Annotated in this window: 18 protein-coding genes; 13 read left to right on the plus strand and 5 right to left on the minus strand. The window is 62.4% G+C overall.

Annotation, left to right across the window (positions count from 1 at the left end; genetic code table 11):
- Positions 1–92: 92 nt before the first annotated feature.
- Genes CDV46_RS25305 through CDV46_RS25335 form a run of 7 tightly spaced genes read left to right on the plus strand, consistent with a single transcriptional unit; the run spans position 93 to position 9,223 of the window.
- On the plus strand, positions 93–2,600 hold the full coding sequence (locus CDV46_RS25305) for a fused MFS/spermidine synthase (RefSeq protein ID WP_254916240.1): 2,508 nt from the start codon (positions 93–95) through the stop codon (positions 2,598–2,600).
- Positions 2,597–3,565: an AAA family ATPase gene (locus tag CDV46_RS25310; RefSeq protein WP_087687551.1), complete on the plus strand. Its 969-nt coding sequence runs from the start codon at positions 2,597–2,599 to the stop codon at positions 3,563–3,565. The genes CDV46_RS25305 and CDV46_RS25310 overlap by 4 nt, the downstream gene beginning before the upstream one ends.
- 14 nt (positions 3,566–3,579) lie before the next feature.
- Positions 3,580–4,569 (plus strand): DUF58 domain-containing protein, encoded by a 990-nt coding sequence (locus CDV46_RS25315; protein WP_087725743.1) that lies wholly within the window; start codon positions 3,580–3,582, stop codon positions 4,567–4,569.
- Complete coding sequence (locus CDV46_RS25320; protein WP_087725745.1) at positions 4,566–5,123, plus strand: DUF4381 domain-containing protein; 558 nt, start codon at positions 4,566–4,568, stop codon at positions 5,121–5,123. Before CDV46_RS25315 ends, CDV46_RS25320 begins: the two co-directional genes overlap by 4 nt.
- A complete protein-coding gene (locus CDV46_RS25325; RefSeq protein WP_087687548.1) occupies positions 5,110–6,126 on the plus strand; it encodes a vWA domain-containing protein in 1,017 nt (338 codons plus the stop codon). The genes CDV46_RS25320 and CDV46_RS25325 overlap by 14 nt, the downstream gene beginning before the upstream one ends.
- On the plus strand, positions 6,123–7,808 hold the full coding sequence (locus CDV46_RS25330; protein ID WP_087725747.1) for a VWA domain-containing protein: 1,686 nt from the start codon (positions 6,123–6,125) through the stop codon (positions 7,806–7,808). The genes CDV46_RS25325 and CDV46_RS25330 overlap by 4 nt, the downstream gene beginning before the upstream one ends.
- Before the next feature lie 56 nt (positions 7,809–7,864).
- On the plus strand, positions 7,865–9,223 hold the full coding sequence (locus tag CDV46_RS25335) for a BatD family protein (protein WP_176399194.1): 1,359 nt from the start codon (positions 7,865–7,867) through the stop codon (positions 9,221–9,223).
- Positions 9,224–9,264: 41 nt separating this feature from the next.
- Here the strand turns inward: CDV46_RS25335 and CDV46_RS25340 are convergent, their stop codons facing one another.
- From CDV46_RS25340 to CDV46_RS25350, 3 genes are read right to left on the minus strand one after another with little or no spacing between them, the layout of a single operon-like run.
- Positions 9,265–10,896, minus strand: coding sequence for a PqiB family protein (locus CDV46_RS25340; RefSeq protein WP_254916219.1), 1,632 nt, complete (start codon positions 10,894–10,896; stop codon positions 9,265–9,267).
- Positions 10,893–11,342, minus strand: coding sequence for a glycine zipper domain-containing protein (locus CDV46_RS25345; protein WP_087687545.1), 450 nt, complete (start codon positions 11,340–11,342; stop codon positions 10,893–10,895). Before CDV46_RS25345 ends, CDV46_RS25340 begins: the two co-directional genes overlap by 4 nt.
- Before the next feature lie 32 nt (positions 11,343–11,374).
- Complete coding sequence (locus tag CDV46_RS25350) at positions 11,375–12,286, minus strand: SphA family protein (protein WP_249277450.1); 912 nt, start codon at positions 12,284–12,286, stop codon at positions 11,375–11,377.
- A gap of 552 nt (positions 12,287–12,838) precedes the next feature.
- Between CDV46_RS25350 and CDV46_RS25355 the strand changes: the two genes are divergently transcribed.
- The 5 genes from CDV46_RS25355 (at position 12,839) to CDV46_RS25375 (ending at position 17,995) form a co-directional block, all read left to right on the plus strand.
- A complete protein-coding gene (locus CDV46_RS25355; protein ID WP_140413483.1) occupies positions 12,839–14,128 on the plus strand; it encodes a BamA/TamA family outer membrane protein in 1,290 nt (429 codons plus the stop codon).
- A gap of 28 nt (positions 14,129–14,156) precedes the next feature.
- Positions 14,157–14,759, plus strand: a complete 603-nt coding sequence (locus CDV46_RS25360; protein WP_087725752.1) for a hypothetical protein — start codon at positions 14,157–14,159, stop codon at positions 14,757–14,759.
- A gap of 62 nt (positions 14,760–14,821) precedes the next feature.
- Positions 14,822–15,919: a hypothetical protein gene (locus CDV46_RS25365; RefSeq protein ID WP_254916220.1), complete on the plus strand. Its 1,098-nt coding sequence runs from the start codon at positions 14,822–14,824 to the stop codon at positions 15,917–15,919.
- Positions 15,920–15,953: 34 nt separating this feature from the next.
- Positions 15,954–17,117 (plus strand): hypothetical protein, encoded by a 1,164-nt coding sequence (locus CDV46_RS25370; RefSeq protein WP_249277447.1) that lies wholly within the window; start codon positions 15,954–15,956, stop codon positions 17,115–17,117.
- A gap of 68 nt (positions 17,118–17,185) precedes the next feature.
- Entirely contained in the window at positions 17,186–17,995 is an 810-nt protein-coding gene (locus CDV46_RS25375; RefSeq protein ID WP_087725754.1) for a hypothetical protein, read from the plus strand.
- Positions 17,996–18,046: 51 nt separating this feature from the next.
- On the opposite strand, the gene argH is transcribed toward CDV46_RS25375, so the two are convergent.
- Positions 18,047–19,603 carry an argininosuccinate lyase gene (gene argH, locus CDV46_RS25380; protein WP_176399195.1) on the minus strand — a complete coding sequence of 519 codons (1,557 nt, stop codon included), beginning with the start codon at positions 19,601–19,603 and terminating at the stop codon, positions 18,047–18,049.
- 171 nt (positions 19,604–19,774) lie between these two features.
- On the opposite strand from argH, the gene CDV46_RS25385 reads away from it, so the two are divergent.
- On the plus strand, positions 19,775–20,713 hold the full coding sequence (locus CDV46_RS25385) for a LysR substrate-binding domain-containing protein (protein WP_087725758.1): 939 nt from the start codon (positions 19,775–19,777) through the stop codon (positions 20,711–20,713).
- Here the strand turns inward: CDV46_RS25385 and CDV46_RS25390 are convergent.
- The gene (locus CDV46_RS25390; RefSeq protein WP_087725760.1) at positions 20,702–21,544 is read right to left on the minus strand and encodes a phosphatase PAP2 family protein; all 843 of its coding nucleotides are present in this window, start codon (positions 21,542–21,544) and stop codon (positions 20,702–20,704) included. The genes CDV46_RS25385 and CDV46_RS25390 overlap by 12 nt on opposite strands.
- Between the last annotated feature and the right edge of the window lie 93 nt (positions 21,545–21,637).

The following is a 21,637-nucleotide window of genomic DNA, read 5'->3' on the forward strand; positions in this document are numbered from 1 at the left end:
CGGCGGTGCATGCGCGCGAACAAAGCCGGCTGGGCCGGCTGAGCCGGTTGAGCCAGTTGAGTGCGGCGGTAGTCGCCGCGACGCTGCTGTTCATGTCCGGCGCGGCCGGACTGATTTATCAAATTGTCTGGATTCGGCAGCTCTCCCTCGTCGTCGGCGTGGATGTTCACGCGGTGGCGCTCGTGGTGGGCGCGTTCTTCGGCGGATTGGCGCTCGGCGGGTGGTACTTCGGCAGGGTCGCCGATCGCGTGCCGAACCCGCTTCGGCTATATGCGCAACTCGAATGTGCCGTGCTCTTGCTCGGCGTGGCAGCGACCCTCGTGCTTCCGTATGCCGCCGCTCCCTTTGCGTGGATGGACGCCCACCTTGGCGTGCTCGCGTGGGGGCTTCCGCTTGCGCTGGTGATCGTCCCGGCCATCGGGATGGGCGGCACATTGCCGGTGATCATGCGTTTGGTCACGGCCCCCACTGACGGGATCGGGCGGGCCGGCGGACGATGCTATGCGGCAAACACCGTCGGCGCCATCGCCGGCACGCTGCTTGTCGGCTTCGTATTGATTCCATCGCTCGGCATGACCGGCAGTGCACTGGTGGCAGGCGGTTTGAATGGCCTCGCTGCGCTGCTGGCATGGCGGCTTTCTCGCCGCTTTGCCGAAGAAAGCGCCCGCGCTCAAGTCTCCAACGCCCCGGCTGTGGTTGCGCCGGAGGACACGGCCGGCAACCAGGCGCGCCTTGCGCTGGCTCTTTACGCCGTCGCCGGTGGTATCGCGTTGGGATACGAAGTCGTCTGGTCGCAAAGCATCGTGCAATTCATGAGCACGAGAACCTTCGCGTTTTCGGTCGTACTCGCCACTTATCTCGCCGGGTTGGCGCTCGGCAGCGGGGCGGCAGCGCGCTTTGCCGACCGGGTGCGAGATCCATGGAGCGCGTTTGGTGCGCTGGTGAGTGCCGCCGGGCTCGTTGCGTTGCTGGAAACGGTGCTGCTCGGCGGATGGCTGATGCGCACACAGTTGGCACTTCAGGCGTGGGTGGTGGCAACGACATCGCAAACCTCGTGGGCCATGTATGCCAGCTTTGCACTCGCTGCCCTTTGCATTGTCTTTGTGCCGACGTTGCTGCTAGGGGCAGCCTTCCCGTTCGTCTTGCGTATTGGCGTCGACCGTGCCCGTGTGGGCGCAGATGTCGGGCGCGTCGTCGCCTGGAACACCATCGGGGGCATCGCGGGCTCGGCACTGGCCGGGTTCGTGCTCGTGCCCTCGATCGGGCTCGTTCGTACGCTAGCGGTGCTGGCCGGCGGCGCGTGCGTCATCGGATGTCTCGCCGTGTGGCGGGGCAAAGGCGCGCACTCGCGCTCGCGCTGGCTCGCGCCTGCGCTCACCGCCGCCGTCGTGGTGACGTCGCTGGGTGCGTCGCCTGAGCGCTTTGCCTCGCTGCTCACCCAGTCGCGTGGCGGCGACGCCGTGTTTTACGAGGAGGGCAGAGGGGCCACCGTGGCCGTGCTTGAACAGCGCTCGTCGTCAAATACCTTCCGCCGTCTCTACATTCAAGGCGTTTCCAACTCGGGAGACGCGATGACGTCGCTGCGCTACATGCGATTGCAGACGTTGCTGCCGTTGATCGTGCACAACGGCGAACCGAAGTCTGCGCTGGTCATCGGACTCGGCACGGGGATCACGGCAGGCGCCATGCTGGCCTATCCGGGCCTTCAATACCGTGTCGTCGCGGAACTGCTCCCTGCGGTCGCTCGCGCTGCGCCGAGCTTTTCCGGCAACTTCGACGTCGCGTCTAACAAGCGTGTCGATATTCGGCTACGCGACGGCCGCCGGGAGTTGCTGCAAAGCCAGCAGGCTTACGACTTGATTACGCTGGAGCCGCCGCCCCCGTCCGCGGCCGGTGTCGCGAGCCTGTACTCGACGGACTTCTACCGACTGGCCGCCAAACGCCTGCAACCCGGCGGGCTGGTTGCGCAATGGCTGCCGCTGCCCACGCAGAATGACGCTGACACGCGCTCGCTCGTGCGTAGCTTTCTCGACGTGTTTCCGTACGCCTCGCTGTGGACTACGGAGTTGCACGAAACCATGCTGATTGGTTCGCTCACGCCGTTGGACCTCGACGTGCAGCGCATACAGCGCCGCTTTGCCGAGCCGAAGACGCGAGATGCGCTTCAGGCCGTCGGCGTGCGCTCCGCCGAGGCCCTGCTCGCCACGTGGGTGACGGATCGGGCAGGGCTGGAGTGGTATGCCGCAGACGCGCTGCCCGTGACGGACGACCGCCCGCGCATCGAATACGCCGGATGGGTGAGCCGCACCGCGTTCCCTGAAACGCTGACCAACCTGATGGCGCTCCAGAACGACCCGCCGTTGCGTGGCGCGGACGATGCGATGTGGCGCAGCATCCGGGCGGAGCGCGAGGTGCTTCACACCTTCTACCGGGCGGGTCTCGATGCGTACCGGGGGGATCGTCAAGCGTGGGCGGAACACATTGCCGCCGCCGTCGGTGCCGATCCTGAAAATCCGTATTACGCGTGGTTCATTGGCCGCTCGGCGGCGCGTCCGGCCGAACCTCAAGCGACTACCTCTAACAAGAGAACCGGCACATGAGCCATCACGACGACGTTCTCGCACTTCAGCAAGCGATGGGCGAAGCCATCGTCGGTCAGCAGGCCATGATCGAACGGTTGCTGCTGGGCATGCTCGCCAACGGCCATTTATTGGTCGAGGGATTGCCAGGTCTGGCAAAAACACGCGCGATCAAGGTGCTGGCGCGGCATCTCGATGCCCGTCTCTCACGCATACAGTTCACGCCGGATCTGCTGCCCTCGGACATCACGGGCTCGGAAGTCTATTTCTCGGAAGGCGGTAAAGGCGAGTTCCGGTTTCAGGCCGGTCCGATCTTCGCCAATCTCGTCCTCGCCGATGAAGTCAACCGCTCACCCGCTAAGGTGCAGGCCGCATTGCTCGAAGCGATGGAAGAGCGGCAGGTGACCGTGGGCGGGGTGACGCACAAACTCGATCCACTGTTTCTGGTGATGGCGACCCAGAATCCCATCGAGCAAGAGGGCACGTACCCGTTGCCCGAAGCGCAGATGGACCGCTTTCTCATGCACATCAGCGTGAGCTATCCGCAGCAGGATGCCGAGCAGGCGATCGTACGGCTCGCGCGCTCGGAAGAGGCCGACGTCTCGGCGTCGGCGAACGTATTGCGACTCGCGCCGGCGGTCATTCTGGGGGCGCGCAATGAAATTCACGAAGTCCATGTGAGCGATCCGGTCGAGCGTTATCTCGTCGCGCTGGTACAGGCTACGCGCGTCGCCAGTACGTTGGACGACGAGTTGGGCCGGTGGATTCAGGTGGGCGTCAGTCCCCGCGGTGCCATCGGATTGGACAAGGTGGCACGTGCCTATGCTTGGCTGCGCGGCCGCGATTATGTCACCCCGGAGGACGTGCAAGGCATCGTGCACGACGTGTTCCGTCACCGCTTGATCCTCTCGTACGAAGCGCACGCAGCAGGTATCGACGCGGACACGGCGATCGACCGGCTCGTCGAGCGGGTTGCGGTCGCCTGAACCGGCATCCCGATATGACCGTGGATCTGACCTCTGAGACGCCCCTTGCGGGCGTGAGCATCGACATTGCCGCGCTCAATGCATTGGAAGGCGCGGCCCGTGATTTTCACTTTCAACCGGGCCAACCGGTGCACAGCGTGCTGGCAGGCAGGCACGGCTCACGCGTGCGCGGGCGTGGGCTGGCGTTCGAGGAACTGCGTCGATACGTTGCGGGCGACGACATTCGCAGCATGGATTGGCGTGTCACGGCGCGAACCGGCAAGCCTTACGTGCGGGTGTACACCGAGGAGAAGGACCGGCCGGTGGTACTCGTCGTCGATCAACGCATCAATATGTTCTTTGGCAGCCGCCGCGCGATGAAGTCGGTCACGGCGGCCGAAGCGGCGGCGTTGGCGGCCTGGCGTGTGCTGGCCGATGGTGATCGTGTCGGCGGTGTCGTCTTCGGCGACACGACGATCGATACCTTTCCCCCGAAGCGCAGCCGGGCGGCCGTCGAACAACTGCTCGGCGGCGTTGCCCGGCACAACGCCGCGTTGCGCGCCGATACGCCGACGCGCCGGTCAGCCGGGCAATTGAATCTGGCACTGGAACGATGCGCCCGCATGGTGGCGCACGACAGCCTCATCATCGTCATCAGTGACTTCGACGGCCACGATGCGACCACTCGAGAAAGGCTGCTCGGCATCGCCGCACGCAACGATGTGTTGACAGTACTGGTGCACGACCCATTTCTGAGTGCGCTGCCCACCTCGGGCAATCTTGTCGTGAGCGACGGGGAGTTGCAGGTTGAGCTCAGCTTCGGCAAAACCTCGCTCCGGCGCAGCATTGCCGACTTCTTCGCCGCGCATGGCAAGCATCTGGTGGATTGGCACGAAGCGATAGGCGTACCGATGCTGCCGCTCTCGGCGGCGGAAGATACGACGGCGCAAATTCGGCGCCTGCTGGGCGGACAACCCGCGTATGGCAATGCCTTCAGGCGCGCAAAGGCGGGGGCAGGACGATGACGGATGTTGCGGCAACCGCCACCGACTTGCCGACACTGAAGGCGCTGGCCGACATCGTGACGCCGCCGGCGCCCTCGTGGATGCCACAAACGATTGGCTGGCCGATAGCGGCCGCGTTACTGCTCGTTGGAACGCTCTGGTTCGCATGGCGGACATGGCGGCGCTATCGCGCCAACCGCTATCGCCGGGAAGCGCTGGCGCAGTTGGAACAGTGGGCTGTCGCACTACGCTCGCCAGATCCGAGTGCCGCGGGGGATGCCGATACCGCGAGTCGCGCGCGCGCCTTGCGTGAAATTGCAGTGCTGCTTAAGCGCGTCGCTTTGAGCGCATGGCCACGCGAGACGGTCGCCAGTCTGACGGGCAATGCCTGGGTGGCATTCTTGAGAACGAGTCATGGCGGCCAGAGCACTGGGACTGACGCGATGGCGACGCTCGTGACCCGTGCCGCGTATCAGTCGGACGAATCGTTGAGCCGGGAGTGGGACGCCCCTCGCACGGACGCGCTCGTGTACGCCTGCCGTAACTGGATCGAGCACCATCATGTTCCAGTTTGAATACCCATGGGCCTTTGCGCTGCTGCCACTGCCGTTGCTGCTGTGGTGGTGGCTGCCGGCCTATCGGGAAGAAAGCCCGTCGGTACGGCTGCCGTTCTTCGGCGAGGTGGCCGAGGCGGCGGGTCTGCGCCCGGCATCAGGCGCAGTCGTGCCACGGCGCAACTGGGTGCAACACGTGCTCGCCCCGGTGGCGTGGGTGCTGATCGTCACTGCACTGGCCCGTCCACAGTTGCTGGAAGCGCCTATCGAGAAGATGCAGCCGTCGCGCGACATTCTGCTCGCGCTGGATCTTTCCCAGTCGATGGATACGCCGGATTTTCCGGATGCGTCGGGAAAGCGCATCGCGCGCGTGCAGGCGGTCAAGCAGGTCGTCAGCGATTTCGTGACGCAGCGCCCGGATGACCGCATCGGTCTGGTGATCTTCGGCGACGCGGCCTATCCGCTGGCACCGTTCACGCAAGATCACGATCTCATCCACACGTTGCTCGACGATATGGCGCCGGGCATGGCGGGCAACAGCACGGCACTGGGCGATGCCATCGGACTGGGCGTGCGGATGTTCGAGCACAGTGAAGCGCCACAGAAGGTCATGATCGTGCTCACCGACGGCAACGACACGGCCAGCCGCATGCCGCCCGATCGCGCAGCGGACGTCGCCCACGAGCAATCAGTGATCGTACACACCGTCGGCATCGGCGACCCGGCCGCGCAAGGGGAAGCGCGTGTCGATCTCGGACTGTTGCAGCGCATGGCCAAGGTCACCGGAGGGCGGTACTTCTTCGGTGCCGACCAGTCGGCGCTTGCCGAGATCTACGCCACACTCGATCGCATCACGCCGCACGACCACAAGACACTCTCCTGGCGTCCGCAACGAGAGCTGTTCATGTGGCCACTGGGCGTGGCGCTTATCATCGTGCTGCTTTACGAAATAGCGCTGGCGATTCATGCGTCCTACGTCACACGTGCGGCGGTGGCCGGCAGCGGTAACGAGGAGGCTTCATGACGGGCTTCCTTTCGAGCGTTGCCGACTTCCATTTCCTGCGCCCACTTTGGTTGTGCTTTGTGCCGGTGGCTGCGTGGCTCGTCTGGGCCGTCGGGCGGCATACCGACGTGCGCAGGCGTTGGCGCAAAACCATTGCACCGCACCTGCTCGATGCGCTGATGATCCGGGAGCGGCGAGGCCTTCGGCTGCGTCCGGTGCATCTGATCGCGCTCCTGCTCGTTCTGGGCGGCATTGGCATGGCGGGCCCGGCGTGGAAGCGCGAGCTGCCGCCGTTTCTCGACGACAAAGCGCCGCTGGCCATCGCCATCGACCTCTCGCCGACGATGGATGCCATTGATGTCACTCCTTCACGGCTGGAACGCGCCAAGTTGAAAGTCAAGGCGCTACTCGCGCGGCGCGAGGGCGCGCGTACGGCCATCTATGCCTATGCGGGCTCGGCCCATCGGGTCATTCCGCTGACCGACGACCGCGCGTTGCTGCAAACCTATGTCGACGCGCTGCAAACCAGCATCATGCCGGTTCCCGGTCGAGACATGCGGCAAGCCCTGAAGGTGATCGACAACGACCTGCGGCGTGAACCGGTCCCCGGCACCATCCTGTTCATCACCGACGCGGTCGACCTCAACGCCGCGCGCGCATTTCAGGACCACGCCGGTGCCCAGTCAGCGAGTCAGCCTATCGTCCTGGCCATTGGCACGTCTCAAGGCGGGCCATTGCGTAACCCGGACGGCAGCTATGCGGAACGCGACGGTGCCCGCGTTTTTGCACGTCTGGATGAGGGCGCGCTGAAACGATTTTCGAAGGATAGTGACGTGCCGGTAGCCACCTTTACGCCGGACAGCGACGCCGATATCGACTGGGTGCAACGGCATGTGCAGTCGCACCTCGAACAATCGCAGGCGGGGACGACGGCACGCTGGCGCGATGAGGGATGGTGGCTCATGTTGCCGATTGTGGCGTTGGGGGCGCTCTGGTTTCGCAAAGGCTGGACGGTCAGATGGGTCGTCGGCCTGCTGCTGGCCATCACGCTTCACGTGCCCGTCGCACCGTCGTACGCGCAGTCACTCACCAGCGCCACTGCCACACAAGATTCCCCCGACGGTGCAGGCACCCCACGGCGATGGCGCTTTGCCGATCTCTGGCTGACGCATGATCAGCAAGGACGCCTTGCCTTTGAGCGCGGAGACTTTACAACCGCCGCCGAGCGCTTCGACGATCCGATGTGGCGCGGCGTCGCGCAGTATCGCGCCGGTCAATATGCGCAGGCAGCGCAGAGTTTCGCGCTGGTCGATTCCCCGGAAGCGGACTTCAATCAGGGCAATGCGCTGGCCCGCATGGGAAAGTACGAGGCCGCGCAGGCTCGCTATACACAGGCGCTCAAACGCGCGCCCAACTGGGCGGCCGCGCGGGCCAATCTGACGTTGATGGGAAAGCTTATCGCGGCGTTGCCGAAACCGCCGGAAAAGTCGGGGGACGACGAGATTCCGCCCGATGTCTCTCCCGATGAGATTCAGTACGACGCGAAACGGCCAACCGGGCCAGGCGAGCGCTCGTCGAAGGTGGGCCCATCGCTTGAGACACAAGCGTGGATGCGCACGATCCAGACGACGCCCACCGCTTTGTTGCAACGCGAGTTCGCGTTACAGCAAGGGCAGGGCGCAGGCGGAGGGCAGACACAGTGACGTTGTTATCGTATGCGTTCAACGCCTTAGGTATTGCCCACCGGATGCGCCGAGCGATGCCGATCGCGATTTGCGCGGTGTTGTTGGTGGTGCTCAGCAATGCCATTGCCGCGCCTGCACCGATGGTGCGTGTCGAAGTGGCGGCCCCGCAACCGATTCGCGTCGGGCAGCAAGTCAGTGTCGATGTGACGGTGCTCGCCCCCAACTTTTTCATGTCCGCACCGGCATTTCCAACGCTGGACGTGCCCGGTGCCATCGTGACGCTCCCGGACGCGCGGGCGCTGAATGGCACGCAGTCCATCGACGGCGTGACCTTTGCGACGATCAGCAAATCCTATGCGTTTGTTGCAGGACAAGACGGCGACTTCGATCTGCCGCAGGCGACGATTTCGCTTACCTATGCCGGGAACGACGGCGCACCGCAGCAGGCCACGGTAACGCTCCCGGCGACGCGGATTCGGGTCGGGGCAGGCGGCGTACCCAAGGACGCGTCGAGCGGTGCACCGAGCGGCAGTGCGATGTTGCCTGTGGCGCAACTGAATGTCACGCAGACACTCGCGCCCGCGCCTGATCACGACGTGGTGCAACTGAAGGTGGGCGATACGCTGGTGCGCACGGTGGCGACATTTGCCCCGGGCACGCAGGCGATGCTGATCCGGCCCCCCAAATTGGATGCGCCCCGTCGCGTACGTGTGTTTGCCGCCGATCCGAAGTTATCGGACGGGGTGTCGCCGAATTCGGGATCTTCCGCGACGGGCGGGCTGCGTATCGATACATTCTCGTACGTGTTTGAGCGCAAAGGCACTTACACCTTGCCGGCGATCACACTCGACTGGACCGACCCCGCGACGGGACGCGCGTCGCATTCGGACGCGCCCGCCATCCGTGTCGTTGTGGCGACAGGGGCGGCGGCCGGAGAACTCACGCCGGGGACGGCGTGGCTGAATCTGTCTCAGGATGCGGAATCGATAGGGGTCGTCTTGGCGAGTGTGGCTGGGCTGGCCGTCCTTGGGCTTGTGATCTGGCGAACACATTCACGGTGGCACACCGTTCGACGCCGACACGACGAGCGCCTGAAGCGGGTTCGGCAAAACGCAAAATCCCTGCATGCGGAGGTGATTCAGGCTTGCCGTGCGGGCGACGCCATTGCGGCGTATCGCCTTGCGCAACGCTGGAGCGAGGACGTCACCGGACTCGGGCTCGCTGCGTGGGCGCAAACGACTCAGGATGTCCCGTTGATCGACGCGGTTTCAACGTTGGAGCGGCGGCTGTTTTCACCGGCAGACGATGCTGCCGCGAAGCCCGTCTGGGACGGCGGGCCACTCGCGACAGCGTTCAATCGATGTGCGGCGATAGCCATTACACCTGTGCATCGGACCGGGCCCTCGTTTCTGGCGCCGTTGAATACGTTCTGAACTGCCGTGAGCGCCGTGGGAGGTCGGTGGGGCCGGCATTCTCATGGTTGCGGGTCCACTGGTTTTCCGCGAATCAGCGCCTCCGGATGAAGCTGAAGGTATTCAGCGAGCCCGTTCAACGACCGCAGCGTTTGATTGAGCGCCTTCATGGCGCCGCGAACGTCCTGCTGCATTGGGGCGTCTTCTGAGAGTGTCCGCTCGGCAGTGCCAAACGTCTTCTTGGCCTCGCCTAGCGCGGACTTCGCCTCTGGGGCGATCTCGGCATCGAGTTGCTTGAACAATCCCTGCGCACTCTCCATGGTCTTGTCGAGCTTGCGAAGCGAGTTGTCGAGGTTCTGTCCGATGGTGTCAAACGGAATCTTGTTGAGCTTCGCGGCGATATCGGCGACCTGCAACTGTAATTGGTCCAACGTATTGGGCACCGTCGGGATCGTGGTTTCACCGTCAATCTCCGTCGCCTGAGCGGGCGCCGCGTTCGGAAAGAAGTCCAGCGCAATATAGAGTTGGCCGGTTAGCAAATTGCCGGTTCTGAGTTGGCCGCGCAGGCCGTGGGCAATCAGCGCCGTGAAAACCTCTCGCCGTTCCGGTCGCGTCGCCGGCAATTTTCCCGTCGCGTCACGGCGTCGCAGGCGCTCCGGATAGATGACCACGGTCACCGGCATGACCAGACTCTTGCTCTTCGCATCGAACTCAACGCCAATCGACGTAACCTCGCCCAGTGTGATTCCCCGGAAATCGATGGGCGCGCCCACGGACAGCCCGCGCAACGATTGCGAAAAACGGAATACCGCGCGTACCGGCTCCGCATCGGGAAACTTCATGGCGCTCGTTTCGTCTTCGGCGAGGAAAAACGCCTGATCGGGTTTTGCCATGACGCCGGCACCGCTGTCCGCCGGTGCTTGAAACGCGATGCCGCCAATGACAACCGACGCAAGCGATTGCGTGTTCACCTGAAAGCCACTCGAATCCAGCCGCAGGTTGATGCCGCTGGCGTGCCAGAAACGCGTGTTGCTGCCGACGTATTGATCGAAGGGCGCTCTGACGAATACGCGCAGGGTAACGCCCTTGCCATCGGCATCGAGCTTGTAGGTTTCGACTTGCCCGACCTGAATGCGCCGGAAGTAGAGGGGCGATCCGGAATCCAGAGACCCAATCTCGGCGCTGTGCAAGACGAACGATTTCCCCGCTTGCCCGCTGGAGACGACCGGCGGCACCTCCAGTCCGACGAAGCGGGTCGCGACGTCGCGCGATTTGCCGGCGTCGGCACCGATGTACGCCCCGGATAGCAGGGTCGAGAGGCCGGAAACGCTCCCGCCCGCAATGCGCGGACGGACTACCCACCAAGTGGAACCCCGGGAGGCGAATCGTTTCGCGTTCTTCGTCAGATCGACGGTGACGTGTACTGAGGCGAGATCCGATGAGAGCTCGATATCCTTGACGACACCGATATCGACTTCCTTGAACTTGACCTTGGTTTTGCCGGCTTCCAAACCATCTGCACTCTTGAATTCGATGGTGATGGTCGGTCCCCGATCAAGTATCGACCTCGCGACCAACGTCATCCCGATAACGGCAGCCACCAGCGGCACCAGCCAGACGAGCGACAACGTCCAGCGCTTGCGCGGCTCGATGCGAGGCGAAGGGAGTGGCGTTATCGGATCCGGCAAGCTCACTTGACCGTGTATCCACGGCCCTCCATGCACGCGCCATAGGCGTGCCAGTAGGTGGTCATCTGCGAGCTTTGGTTGTTTTGCGCTGCCTGCGCCTGCGCTGCGTGCTGACGGCGCGAGCGAACACCGCCGGCGACGGCGCCTGCGGTGGCGCCGACGGCAGCGCCGTGTCCCGGGTCGTCGTGCGCGACGTCGCCGATGATTGCCCCGGCAGCCGCGCCGCGCGCCGCGCCGCCGACGCGCGCTCCCGTCGGGCCCTGTGGGGGCGGTGCCTGTTGTGCCACCACGGCGGGGTCGACGCCGGTGTTCTGCTTGGCCCAGGCGTAGCACGCACCATCGTCGCTACTCTGTTTGTCGGCACTCTGGCCATGGGCGGGATAGATCGCGGGCTTCTGGGCGAACGCGAGCCCCGACAACACCAGGCCTGCACACAAGATGACGGATCGCATGAGTACCTCCCGTTTTGGAGAAAGGGAATACATCAGAAAATAAGTGTCGCCGTGGCCATGAAGGTGGCCGTGCTCTTGAGGCGATTGGTGCTGCTCACGGTAGGCACCCAGCGCGCCGAGAACGACAACGGATGCTTGCCGTCGAGTTTGGTGTCGTACGTGACGATCGGCCCTAGCGCAATGTCGTGCCCGCGAAAACCGTTCAACTGATCGGCCGTCGGGCCGCTATCGCTTCCCAGTTGCTGGACCGTGCCGACGATCAGGCCAACGCCAAGCCCGTTTGAAAATCGCTTGAGCCCCATGACATCGAGCGTGAACAAGGGGGCGTTCTGGTAATTCGTAGCGGTGTTACGGGTATAAAACTGAACGCCGGCGACCACATCGAATTCGAGATCGTACGACGGCAGAATCTTGGTATAGGCAACCTGCGGAATGAACGTCCAGTTGTTCAGGCTGGGATTGGCAAGCGCATTCGGATCGTACCGGCCGGTCGGTGCCCAGACGTTGACCGAGAACGCAATGTGTTCGGTCTTCGAGAAGTGGTAGCCGGCAATCAGCGGGGTGAAGCTGATGTCGAAGAGATTGGACGCATTCTGCGAGGTCGTGGCACTTCTTCGGTCGGTGCCGAGCGTTGCCGATACCTTCGTCCACACATACGGCAGGGTGAAGCTGGAAGCGAAATTCCAGTTGCCGGTTCCCGTGTCCCACGTCTTCAGGATGGTTGCGAGGGTGAAGGCAATCTCGCCATCCAGGCCGAGTGATGTCTTGCCCGCCACCGGCACCGACTTGCTGCCGCCTATGCTGCCGTCAAAGTAGATCTCGGCAAAGTTGACGGCGACCATCGGCGTGGGCGACACGACGCCCGCGTCGGGCTGCACAGTGGCCCCGCTGATCGGGCGGCCCAAGCCCCCTTCGGTTGCCAGTGCATGCGTACACGTTAGCAACGATGCCGCGACGCCAGCGACCCATCTCGCGAAGCGTTCGCGTGGTCGGGGCGTCAAAAAACCACCACTGACGCGTCGCCAGGTCACATCGTCTTTGAAAGATCGAAAGGCGGAATGTGACATGCCATGAACAATTAATGCTCTTATGAGTGTCATCTGATTCTGAATGAACGGGAATCGAGAGTGCCTTAGGCTATCCTTAATTTAAGACGAGTTCAACGTTAATTATTCAATGTCGCAATATTGTTTGACGGAGATGTCTTATTGCCTTAGCGTCATGTCCTTGAGGGCAATTTGTCGATTTATTTTATTCGGGTAATTTAAATTATCTGAAATTTGTTTATTTATATCTGCAAGGCGATGGCGTGGTTGCTGGAAGGGAGTTCTAGTGATCTAGACGCCTCAATCTGATGTGATTGGAAAGTGGCTTTTTTGATCGGAGGTTTTTGATTCGGATTGGTCGGGCCGGCGATTGTTATCAGGTCAGCTTTAGCGAGTTGATGCGCTTGGTGCATCCACAAAGACATCCCTTTGCCGTGGAGATGGGGTTTGATGGATTTTTATGGCCAGACATGCCTTACCGCAGTGCGGGGTTGGCCAACGATCCTGCGCACAATTCTGATTCTGGGCTTGGCGTGGCCGTTGTCGACAACAGCCGAAACATCCGCTGAACGCGCAGGTGATGCGGACGAAGTCACCGGAAATGGCGACAGTGACAATTCGACCGGGCCAGGCGTGCCCATATCGGAGGCATCCAAATCGACGCGCCCTTCGGAATCAGCCAAAAGCAGCGTCGTTTGGCGAGACCCTGTCGACAACAAGATCGACGCCAGTGATTTCTTGCTCGGCCACAAAGGTGCGCTGCCTGTACCGGTCGTCATTACGGAGCCTGCCATCGGCTATGGCGGCGGCGTGATGCTGATGTTTTTCTCGGAGTCGATGGCCGAGGCAGCGGAGTCTGCGAAAACCACCGGAGAAATGGCACCACCGAATATCACCGGCGTCGGTGGCGCGATGACGGAGAACGGCACGTGGGGCGCGGGGCTCGTTCATTTCCACACGTGGGGCGGCGACGCCATTCGCTATCTCGGGGGGCTGGCCAAGGTCAACATGAAGACCGACTACTACGGGCTTAGCAACTCCGCACGCGCCTATCAGTTGAACGGCTGGCTCACGGTACAACAGTTGCTGTTCCGGATCGGGCACTCGCATTGGTACATCGGGCCGCGCTATACCTACTTCGATTCGAATACGCATTTCACCGGACAGGTAGCGCAGGAACTCAGTGTGCCGGATGTGGCGCGGCGTATCGGCAAGGTCGGCCTCGTCATCGATTACGACACGCGCGACAACATGTTTTTCCCGAATCGGGGCAGTTACGCCGAGCTTGAACTTCAGGCTGCCAGACCTTGGGCGGGCAGTTCTCAGTCGTTCGAAACCTACAACGGACGCGGCTACACGTGGCTGCCGATTGCCCATACGTGGGTGCTGGGGCTGCGTCTTGACGGGCGGCTCTCCAGCGGCGACGTGCCGTTTTATGAGCAGCCTTACGTCAAATTGCGCGGTGTCCAGCAGGGGCGTTATCAGGACCGCAATGCCGCGATGGTCGAGGCCGAGCTGCGCTGGAATGCCACGCCACGCTGGTCGCTGCTGGGTTTCACCGGCGCCGGACGCGCGTGGGGACGATGGAAATCGTTCTCCGAAGCGGATGCCGTGGTGAGTGTGGGCGCGGGCGTGCGCTATCTGATTGCAAGGAAGTTGGGGCTGGCCGTGGGCATCGATGTGGCTCACAGCAAGGGCGAGAACGCTTTTTATATTCAGGTCGGCAGCGCGTGGCACTGACGCGCATCCGTTATCCGGAGGAGGGCACATGGCACGTAGCGCCCCAAGCTTTGATCAGGCAACGCAACATTTGCTCAGCGATGCCGCCGTGCGTGTCGGTGCGGAATATGGTCACGATGCGACCGCACTGCTTGATCACTTCATTCTGGCCGCTTACGACATTACGCATGGCATACACAGCGCGAAGGTGTATCTGAATCTGTTGGCGCGGGCGGGTGTCGCCGGACTCCCGAGCGAAAGCACCGTACAGCGCGCGATTACGCGCATGCGTTCAAAGCTGAAACAGCAGGCGACGGCAAGCGGATCGACGCTCACAGCAACCTCAACCGCCCCGACGGGCTCTGCTTTCGTATCCGAGGATGTGGTTCGGCATCTCGCCAAGGCGATGGCGTTACTGAGCACGAATATCTTCGATGCCAACGATCTGGAGTTTCCTCACCGCGCTGACGCCAAGTCCACGCCGGAGGATCGCAGCGCCGTAGAACGCCTCGAACTCGAGATTCATTCGCTGCGAATGCAGGTGGAGGGATTGAGAGCCCAGCTCATGGCGGCACGCATGGCGTTGGCGCAGTTGCTCAATAGCGGCCTGCCTTCTGCATCGAGCGACAGATTCCGGGGAACACGGCTTTGACGCCGCCAAAGCGGGAGACGCGCAGGGCGAGCACTGAATCACCGATCGCCGGGTGGCAACGTATGGCGTCGCAGGCGATTGCCGCCGTCGTGCTCGGGACCGTGTGTGCCGGCGCCTTTGGCTGGACCGCAGGCGGCACCGGTGCCACGGTCGTCGCGCCGACACCGGCTGTCGGAGCGGACGGCACTGAACTGCCGGTAAGCGAACGGCATGGGTGGTATCGCGGCATTGTCGGGCCGACCGGTGTGCCCGCGTCTGCCTCGAGTCCGAGCGTTGATCTGAGCGTTCCCGATGCGACGGCGGATGCGAAACCTGCGAGGCAATGGGACCGTGCGCTGCCGTTCTTCGCCCAACGGGTGATCGACCGCGGCTACGACTTGCCCAACCCGTACGACGTCGGGTACTCGTACTTCAATGGCACACAGCGTTATCAGTTGTCGAACCTGATGGTCGGCGCCAATGGCAACGGCTTGCGTTCGGCAGATTTCGTGAAATTCGATCAATCGCGCATTCGCAGCGAATCGAACCAGTTTCAGTTCGGCGCGTGGCTGTTCCCATTCATGAACGTCTACGGCATTTTCGGCAACGTGCGCGGGCACGGCGACATCGGCATCAGCTTCTCTTCTCTCACCGCGCTTGAACAGTTCTTCGGCATCAACGTGGGGTGTGGCGGGCGCCGGCCAGGGCCCGAATGCAGCAAGTCGATTCGGTTGCCGACTCAGCAGGCGAACTACAGCGGCACCACGTATGGTGCGGGTTTTACGCTGGTCGGCACCTACGGCAACCTGTTCTTCTCGCTGCCGGTGACCTACACCGTGTCGAACATCTCGATGTCGGACAGCAGCATCCAGTCGTGGAACATCTCGCCGCGCATCGGGTGGAACGTGCACCTTGGGGGCTACGGCATCCTCACCCCTTACATCGGTGCCACGTGGTTCCGTACGCGCGCCACGATTACGGGGCACTTCGATATTCCGATCGACGCCGCCGGTGGACAAACCCAACGGCTCGACTATCAGATCGACGAATCGGTGGTCGGCGCATGGAGCGGTGTGGTGGGGGTGAGTTGGGCGGCAAGCAAGCGCTTCGGGCTGCTCGCGGAGATCGGCTACGGGTACAACCGTAGCGACGTGATTCTCACCGCCTTCCTGCGGTTCTGAGGTGCCGATGCCGGAATCGACTGAATCGTACAGAGTGAAACGCTCGCGTTGGCCGTGGTGTGCCGCAAGCCGATGGGTCGGCGGCGGGCTGCTGGCATGGTCGGTATTGTCGGGCGCGGCGCACGCGGCCGAGCCGGAAGGATGGCTCGACCGGTTGCTGGCGAAGTTAGGGGCGGCCGACAAAGTCGACGTGAGCCACGGCATGGATTGGGGTGTCATGCCCGGCCCGTTTTACAACCCTGAGATGGGGTTCGGCATCGGCGCGGCCGCCGTCGGGCTATATCGGGCACCGGGTGCGCTTGAGAGTACGCAACTCTCCACGCTGACCCTGCATGGGTTTCTCACAACCACCGGGGCCGTCGGTATCGGGGCGGACAACACCACGTTTTTCGGCGACGACAGTCATCGGTTTGTCTTCGCTGGGGCGCTCGTGAATATGCCGACTCAGTATTGGGGCGTCGGATACGCGCGCGCGAGCGACGACGCGAATCGGGAGAAGTACACCAAGCGGAGCATCTTTATTCAGCCGAAGTTCCTGTGGCGAATCGTGCCGCAAACGTACGTCGGCATCGGGCTCGACGCACATTACGACGCGGCTGCCAATCGCGACAAGGGCGACGCCAGTGCGTTTCTCAGCGACCCCGGCGGCCCCTATGTGCGCAGCATCGGCGTGAGCGCCAATTTCTCCTACGACACGCGCGACTTCCTGCCCAATCCATATAAGGGACAGGCGTTCATCATGACCGGCACGGTCTACCGGCGCGCCTTCGGCAGCAGCACGGCGTTCGAATCACTGGAATGGTCTTACGACCACTACACGCGCTTTCGCGAGCGCGACGTGCTGGCGCTCGATGTCTACGGCAAGTTCAGCTGGGGCGACGTGCCGTGGAGCATGATGCCGACCTTTGGCGACGGCAAGCGGATGCGAGGCTACTTTCTTGGCCAGTACCGCGATCGCAACATGCTTACGGTGCAACTGGAATATCGCGCACATCTGGTCGGCCGCCACGGCATGGTGGTGTGGGCAGGGACGGGTGCCATCGCCAACCAGCCCGGCGATCTGGCGTCAGCCCACTGGTTGCCCAACGCCGGTGTGGGCTATCGGTTCGAGTTCAAGCCGCGCGTCAATGTGCGCTTTGATGTCGGTTTTGGCAAAGGCACACGCGGCGCGTATTTCCAAATTAACGAAGCGTTCTAGATGGGTTGACGGCGCCTCGGCGCTCACGGATTTCCCACTGTGATGGTTGACGTGCTCAGGAGAGAGAGATGACAGCAGCACCGAATTGTGGCCTGCCGCTCCGAAAGGCGGTGTACGCCAGTGTCCTGGCCCTGTGCTCTCCCTTGGCTGGGGCGCAAACGTCGGCAGAGGATGCGAACAAGAGCAACAACCCGCTCAATCTCGCGCCTTCGTTCAACGTGCAGAACTTCTACACGCCTTCCATCTTTGGCACCGGCGGCCACACAAACGACTTTCTTCTGCGGCCCACGATACCGCTCGGTCCGAACGGGTTGGTGCCGGTCCCGCAGATTCTTCGCGCAACGATACCGATCAGCACGCGGCCGGACCCGAACGGGGGCTACAACACCGGGCTGGGGGATATCAATCTCTTCGATATCTTGTTGCTGAATGCGGGATCGTCTACCGAGATCGGTGTTGGGCCGTTAGTCACCATGCCTACCGCTACCGACAAGACGCTGGGCACAGGGAAGTGGCAGGCCGGGCTGGCCGCCGTCGCCATCAATGCCGACAAGCAACGCTTGTTGGGGGCGTTAATCCAGTGGCAGCACTCGTTTGCCGGTCAGTCGGATCGCCCGACGGTTCAGTCGCTGACCGCACAGCCGGTCGTGATCTGGAATCTGCCGGAGGGCTGGTATCTGCGCTCCACGGCCACATGGACGTTCGATCTACAGCACGGCACGTATTACATTCCCGTGGGCTTCGGTGCGGGCAAGGCGTGGAAAGCGGGGAAGACGATTCTCAACGCCTTTATCGAACCGCAGTACTCCGTGGCGCACTCCGGTAACGTGCCGAAGTGGCAAATCTTCGCGGGACTGAATATGACGTTTGGTCATTGATCGCGGCGTTTCGCCACGGCGGTGCATCGACCGCCGGGCGAAGACGGGCGCTTAATTCGTGCCGGTAAAGCCTGCCACAGCGACATCCAGTCGTTTCCCGGCCGTCGACAGTGCTGCCGTGCGTTGTGACAGGTGGGCCTGCTCCTGATCCAGTTCCTTGCGAGCTTGCGCAATCATGCGTTTGACAGACGCCGGGGCAGGTCCGCCGATGCCGTCGCGACGTGCCACATTCCGCACGGGGTCCAGCGCGTCGCGCACCGACGCTTCCGAGATGCGGACCGTGTGGCCGAGTTGCTGCTCAGCCGCCCGCCGAATCATATCCACGGTGATCTGGTCGGCGCTCAAATTCGCCTGAATGGCCGAATCCACCACTTTCGCTACGATTTCATGCGCGTCGCGGAAGTCGATGCCCGAGTCGCGCACGATGGCGTCGGCCAGATCCGTCATCGTCGAATAGTTCTTGGCCGCGTCACGCAACATCTGCGCCTTGTTCACATGCAGCGATTGCACGACACCCGTCATTGCCTGCGTGGCAGCGATCATGCCGTCGATGGAGCGCGGCTCCAGCGCAACACGTGCCACGCTGTGTTGATATTCGATGCCATCTAGCGACACCAGAATCGACGTCAACGCGCCGACGCTATTCGCGACGATGGCCCGGGTGCGCTCGATCGAATCAGGATTCTTCTTCTGCGGCATGATGCTGCTGATGCCTGCGTAGGCGGAATCGAGCTCTGCCAACCGGTACTCGTCGGTGGTCCAGAGCTGGATTTCAGAACCGAGCCGTCCGAGGTCGCTCAGGTAGATGGCGTTATCGGCAGCGAATTCCGTAATGTGATCCCAGCCGGCGGTGCCTTCAATCGTATCGACGACCAGACTGTCGAAGCCGAGAAGACTGGCGGTGCGCTCACGATCCAGCGGCCAGCCGGTGCCTGCGGAGGCCGCTGCGCCGAGCGGGCTCTGGTTCATGCGGACATAGAGCTCCTCGTATCGGTCGATGTCCTTTTTCAAGGCTTCCGACAGGGCCATCAAGTAGTGGCCGAGGGTAATCGGCTGCGCTTCCTTTCGGTGGGTGTAGACCACCATCACCGTATCCATGTTGGCTTCGGCTTTATCGATGACTGCGCTGCGCAGCGCGATCAATGCCGTGACCGTGCGGTTGATCTGGTCGCGATAGAACATGCGATTCACGGTGTTCGCGAGGTCGTTGCGGCTGCGTCCCGTGTGCATACGGCCTGCCACTGAGCCGATCTCCTTCACGAGCGCTGCCTCGTAGGGCAGGTAGGTGCGCAGGCTGGCGTCCTTTTGCGCACGCGCATCGATGGTATCGAGGCCGGAGAGGATCTTTCGCGCGTCATCCCGGCTGATGATCCCTTTCTCCGCGAGCATGACGACGTGCGCACGGTGTACCCGAACTTCATACGGAAACGTGGCGTCGGGCAGCGTCTTCGCCGCAGCGTCGAAGTCATAGAGCGCTTGAAAACCCGGCGCCTTGGGCACCGACGTTCTGCCGATGCGGCTGGCATCAGGCGTTTGGGCTTGTACGGCCCATGAAAGGCAGAGCACGGCTGCGGTGACGAGACGCAATGCGAAAGGTGTACGGTTCATCGATTTTCTTTTTGAGTTAAGTATGGGTGAACTGACCATGGGGCGTTGTCTCCGGTCAGTACGCCAGCACAGCAATTCCGTGCAGGCCTGCGGTATTCTTTCGCATAACGATCGCTTGAAATAGCGATACTTTCTCTACCATTGGTTGAGTTTTGCTATACCTAATCGCCCATGAAAACCCTGCCCAAACATTTGCCGCCGCTGCCAGCGCTGAGAGCCTTCGAAGCCGTCGCGCGTCTGGGCAGCGTCAGTCGTGCGGCAGATGAGCTACACGTCACCAAGGGCGCTGTGAGCCAACAGATCAAGGCGCTGGAGCTCGATATCGGCGGCACGCTTTTGCGGCGAGGCACTCGGGATCAGAAGGCTGAACCGACTGAGCTCGGCACCGAATTTCTCAAGTCTGTGCAGCGCTCATTGGGATTGCTGGAGATTGCGTGCCGGGAAACACGGCTGGCGGCGAGTGGCTGCCAGCGGCGGCGCCTCTCCCTTTCGGCCAACGCGTCATTCAGCGCGCTTTGGCTGGTGCCGCGTATCGGACGCTTCATGGAGCAACGGCCCGACATCGACATCGAGGTGCACCTCCACACGAACCAGAACCCCAGTTGGAAAACGCGCGATATCGATCTCGCATTTCTGCATATCAATGACCGGGGTTCGCGCGTTGCGCAGGCGGATGATGTGCCGTTGGTGGGCGAGACGATTGTGCCGGTTTGCAGCCCCTCGCTGATCTCCCGGTCCCGGCACGACGATCCGGCGTTGTTCACGCGTCATCGACTGATTGCCGAGGACCATGCGGCCAGCCCGGAAACGTCGTGGAACGCGTGGCTGGATCGCATGGGGGTTGCGACTAGTGCTTCGCGCGACCCGCTCATCCTGCATGGCATGAGTGCAGTCGTGTCGGCCGCCGTGTCGGGCGTCGGCATTGCGCTGGGCCGCACGCCGCTGATTGACGAGGAGGTCGCGGCGCGCCGGTTGGTAGTTCTTGTGCCGGATCTCAGGCTGGCGGGTTCGTGGCGTTATGTCATGCGGCGTCATCCTGAGCGAGCGCCGGATGAGGCGGTGATGGCATTTGTCGAGTTCTGCGGCAACGAGGCCGCGCTATCTCGCTAGCCGGCCAATGGCAATCACGGCAATCGCGAGCAGAACACCCGCGACTACATCCACCAGATAATGCCCGCCTCGGCTGGGTGTCGCGATCAGCATCAGCAGATTGAGTCCGGCCCAATAGTGGAATCGAGGTGTGCGCCGTAACGAATAGGTGATGAGAACGGCAGTGGCGGCGTGAAAGGACGGAAGCGCAATTAGCCCTTGCCTTGGAATCGCGGCAAAACCGGGGAACGCGCCTTCTCGCAAAAGCCTGAAGTCGGAGTACCACGCAGCGCCCCCGATATCAGCAATGTCGTAGTGCAGGAACAGGCTGGCAGCGGGGATCGGCAGGGAAATCAACACACACAAAACCGCCGTAACCATCATGTTGATGACGAACTCGGGCAGTCGATCGGCGTCTCTGTGATAGCCCAGAAGCACGGGAATGATCAGTAACTGCACCCAGAAACTCGCGTACGCCAATACGAACAGGAATTCGATCATCGGGTGCGAATGCACCCATCGGTAGTGCGCCAGCCAATCGAAGCCGATAAGTCTGTCGAGCGCCATCAGACGCTCGTCGATCAGCGGTGCGCCGACAGTGACCGAAAGGTACTGGAGTACGTCGGCAGCAAAGAAGAAGCATTGCAACACCGCAAACCACGCAAGTCCACGGGCCAATTCCCGGCATCGCAGCCTTTCGGCATAAGGTGAAAACCGGGCGGTGTGCGAGATGCGGAAGAGGGCAGCGGCGATCAGCAATAGGCAGGCCATGGCCATGCCGATGCGTGCGACTAGCGTCAGCGATAGCGACCATTTCAACTGGTCAATCCACCCCAGATCCAGCAGGGCCAATGCAACAGTAAAAGCCCACGCGAAAGCATACTGCCGGGCGCTGGAGGGTCGCGAGCGATGGGGCGTCGGGTCACGCCGGCGAAACCGTGAGGC

Source organism: Pandoraea sp. PE-S2T-3, assembly GCF_002179965.1.
In the GTDB taxonomy this organism is placed as follows: domain Bacteria; phylum Pseudomonadota; class Gammaproteobacteria; order Burkholderiales; family Burkholderiaceae; genus Pandoraea.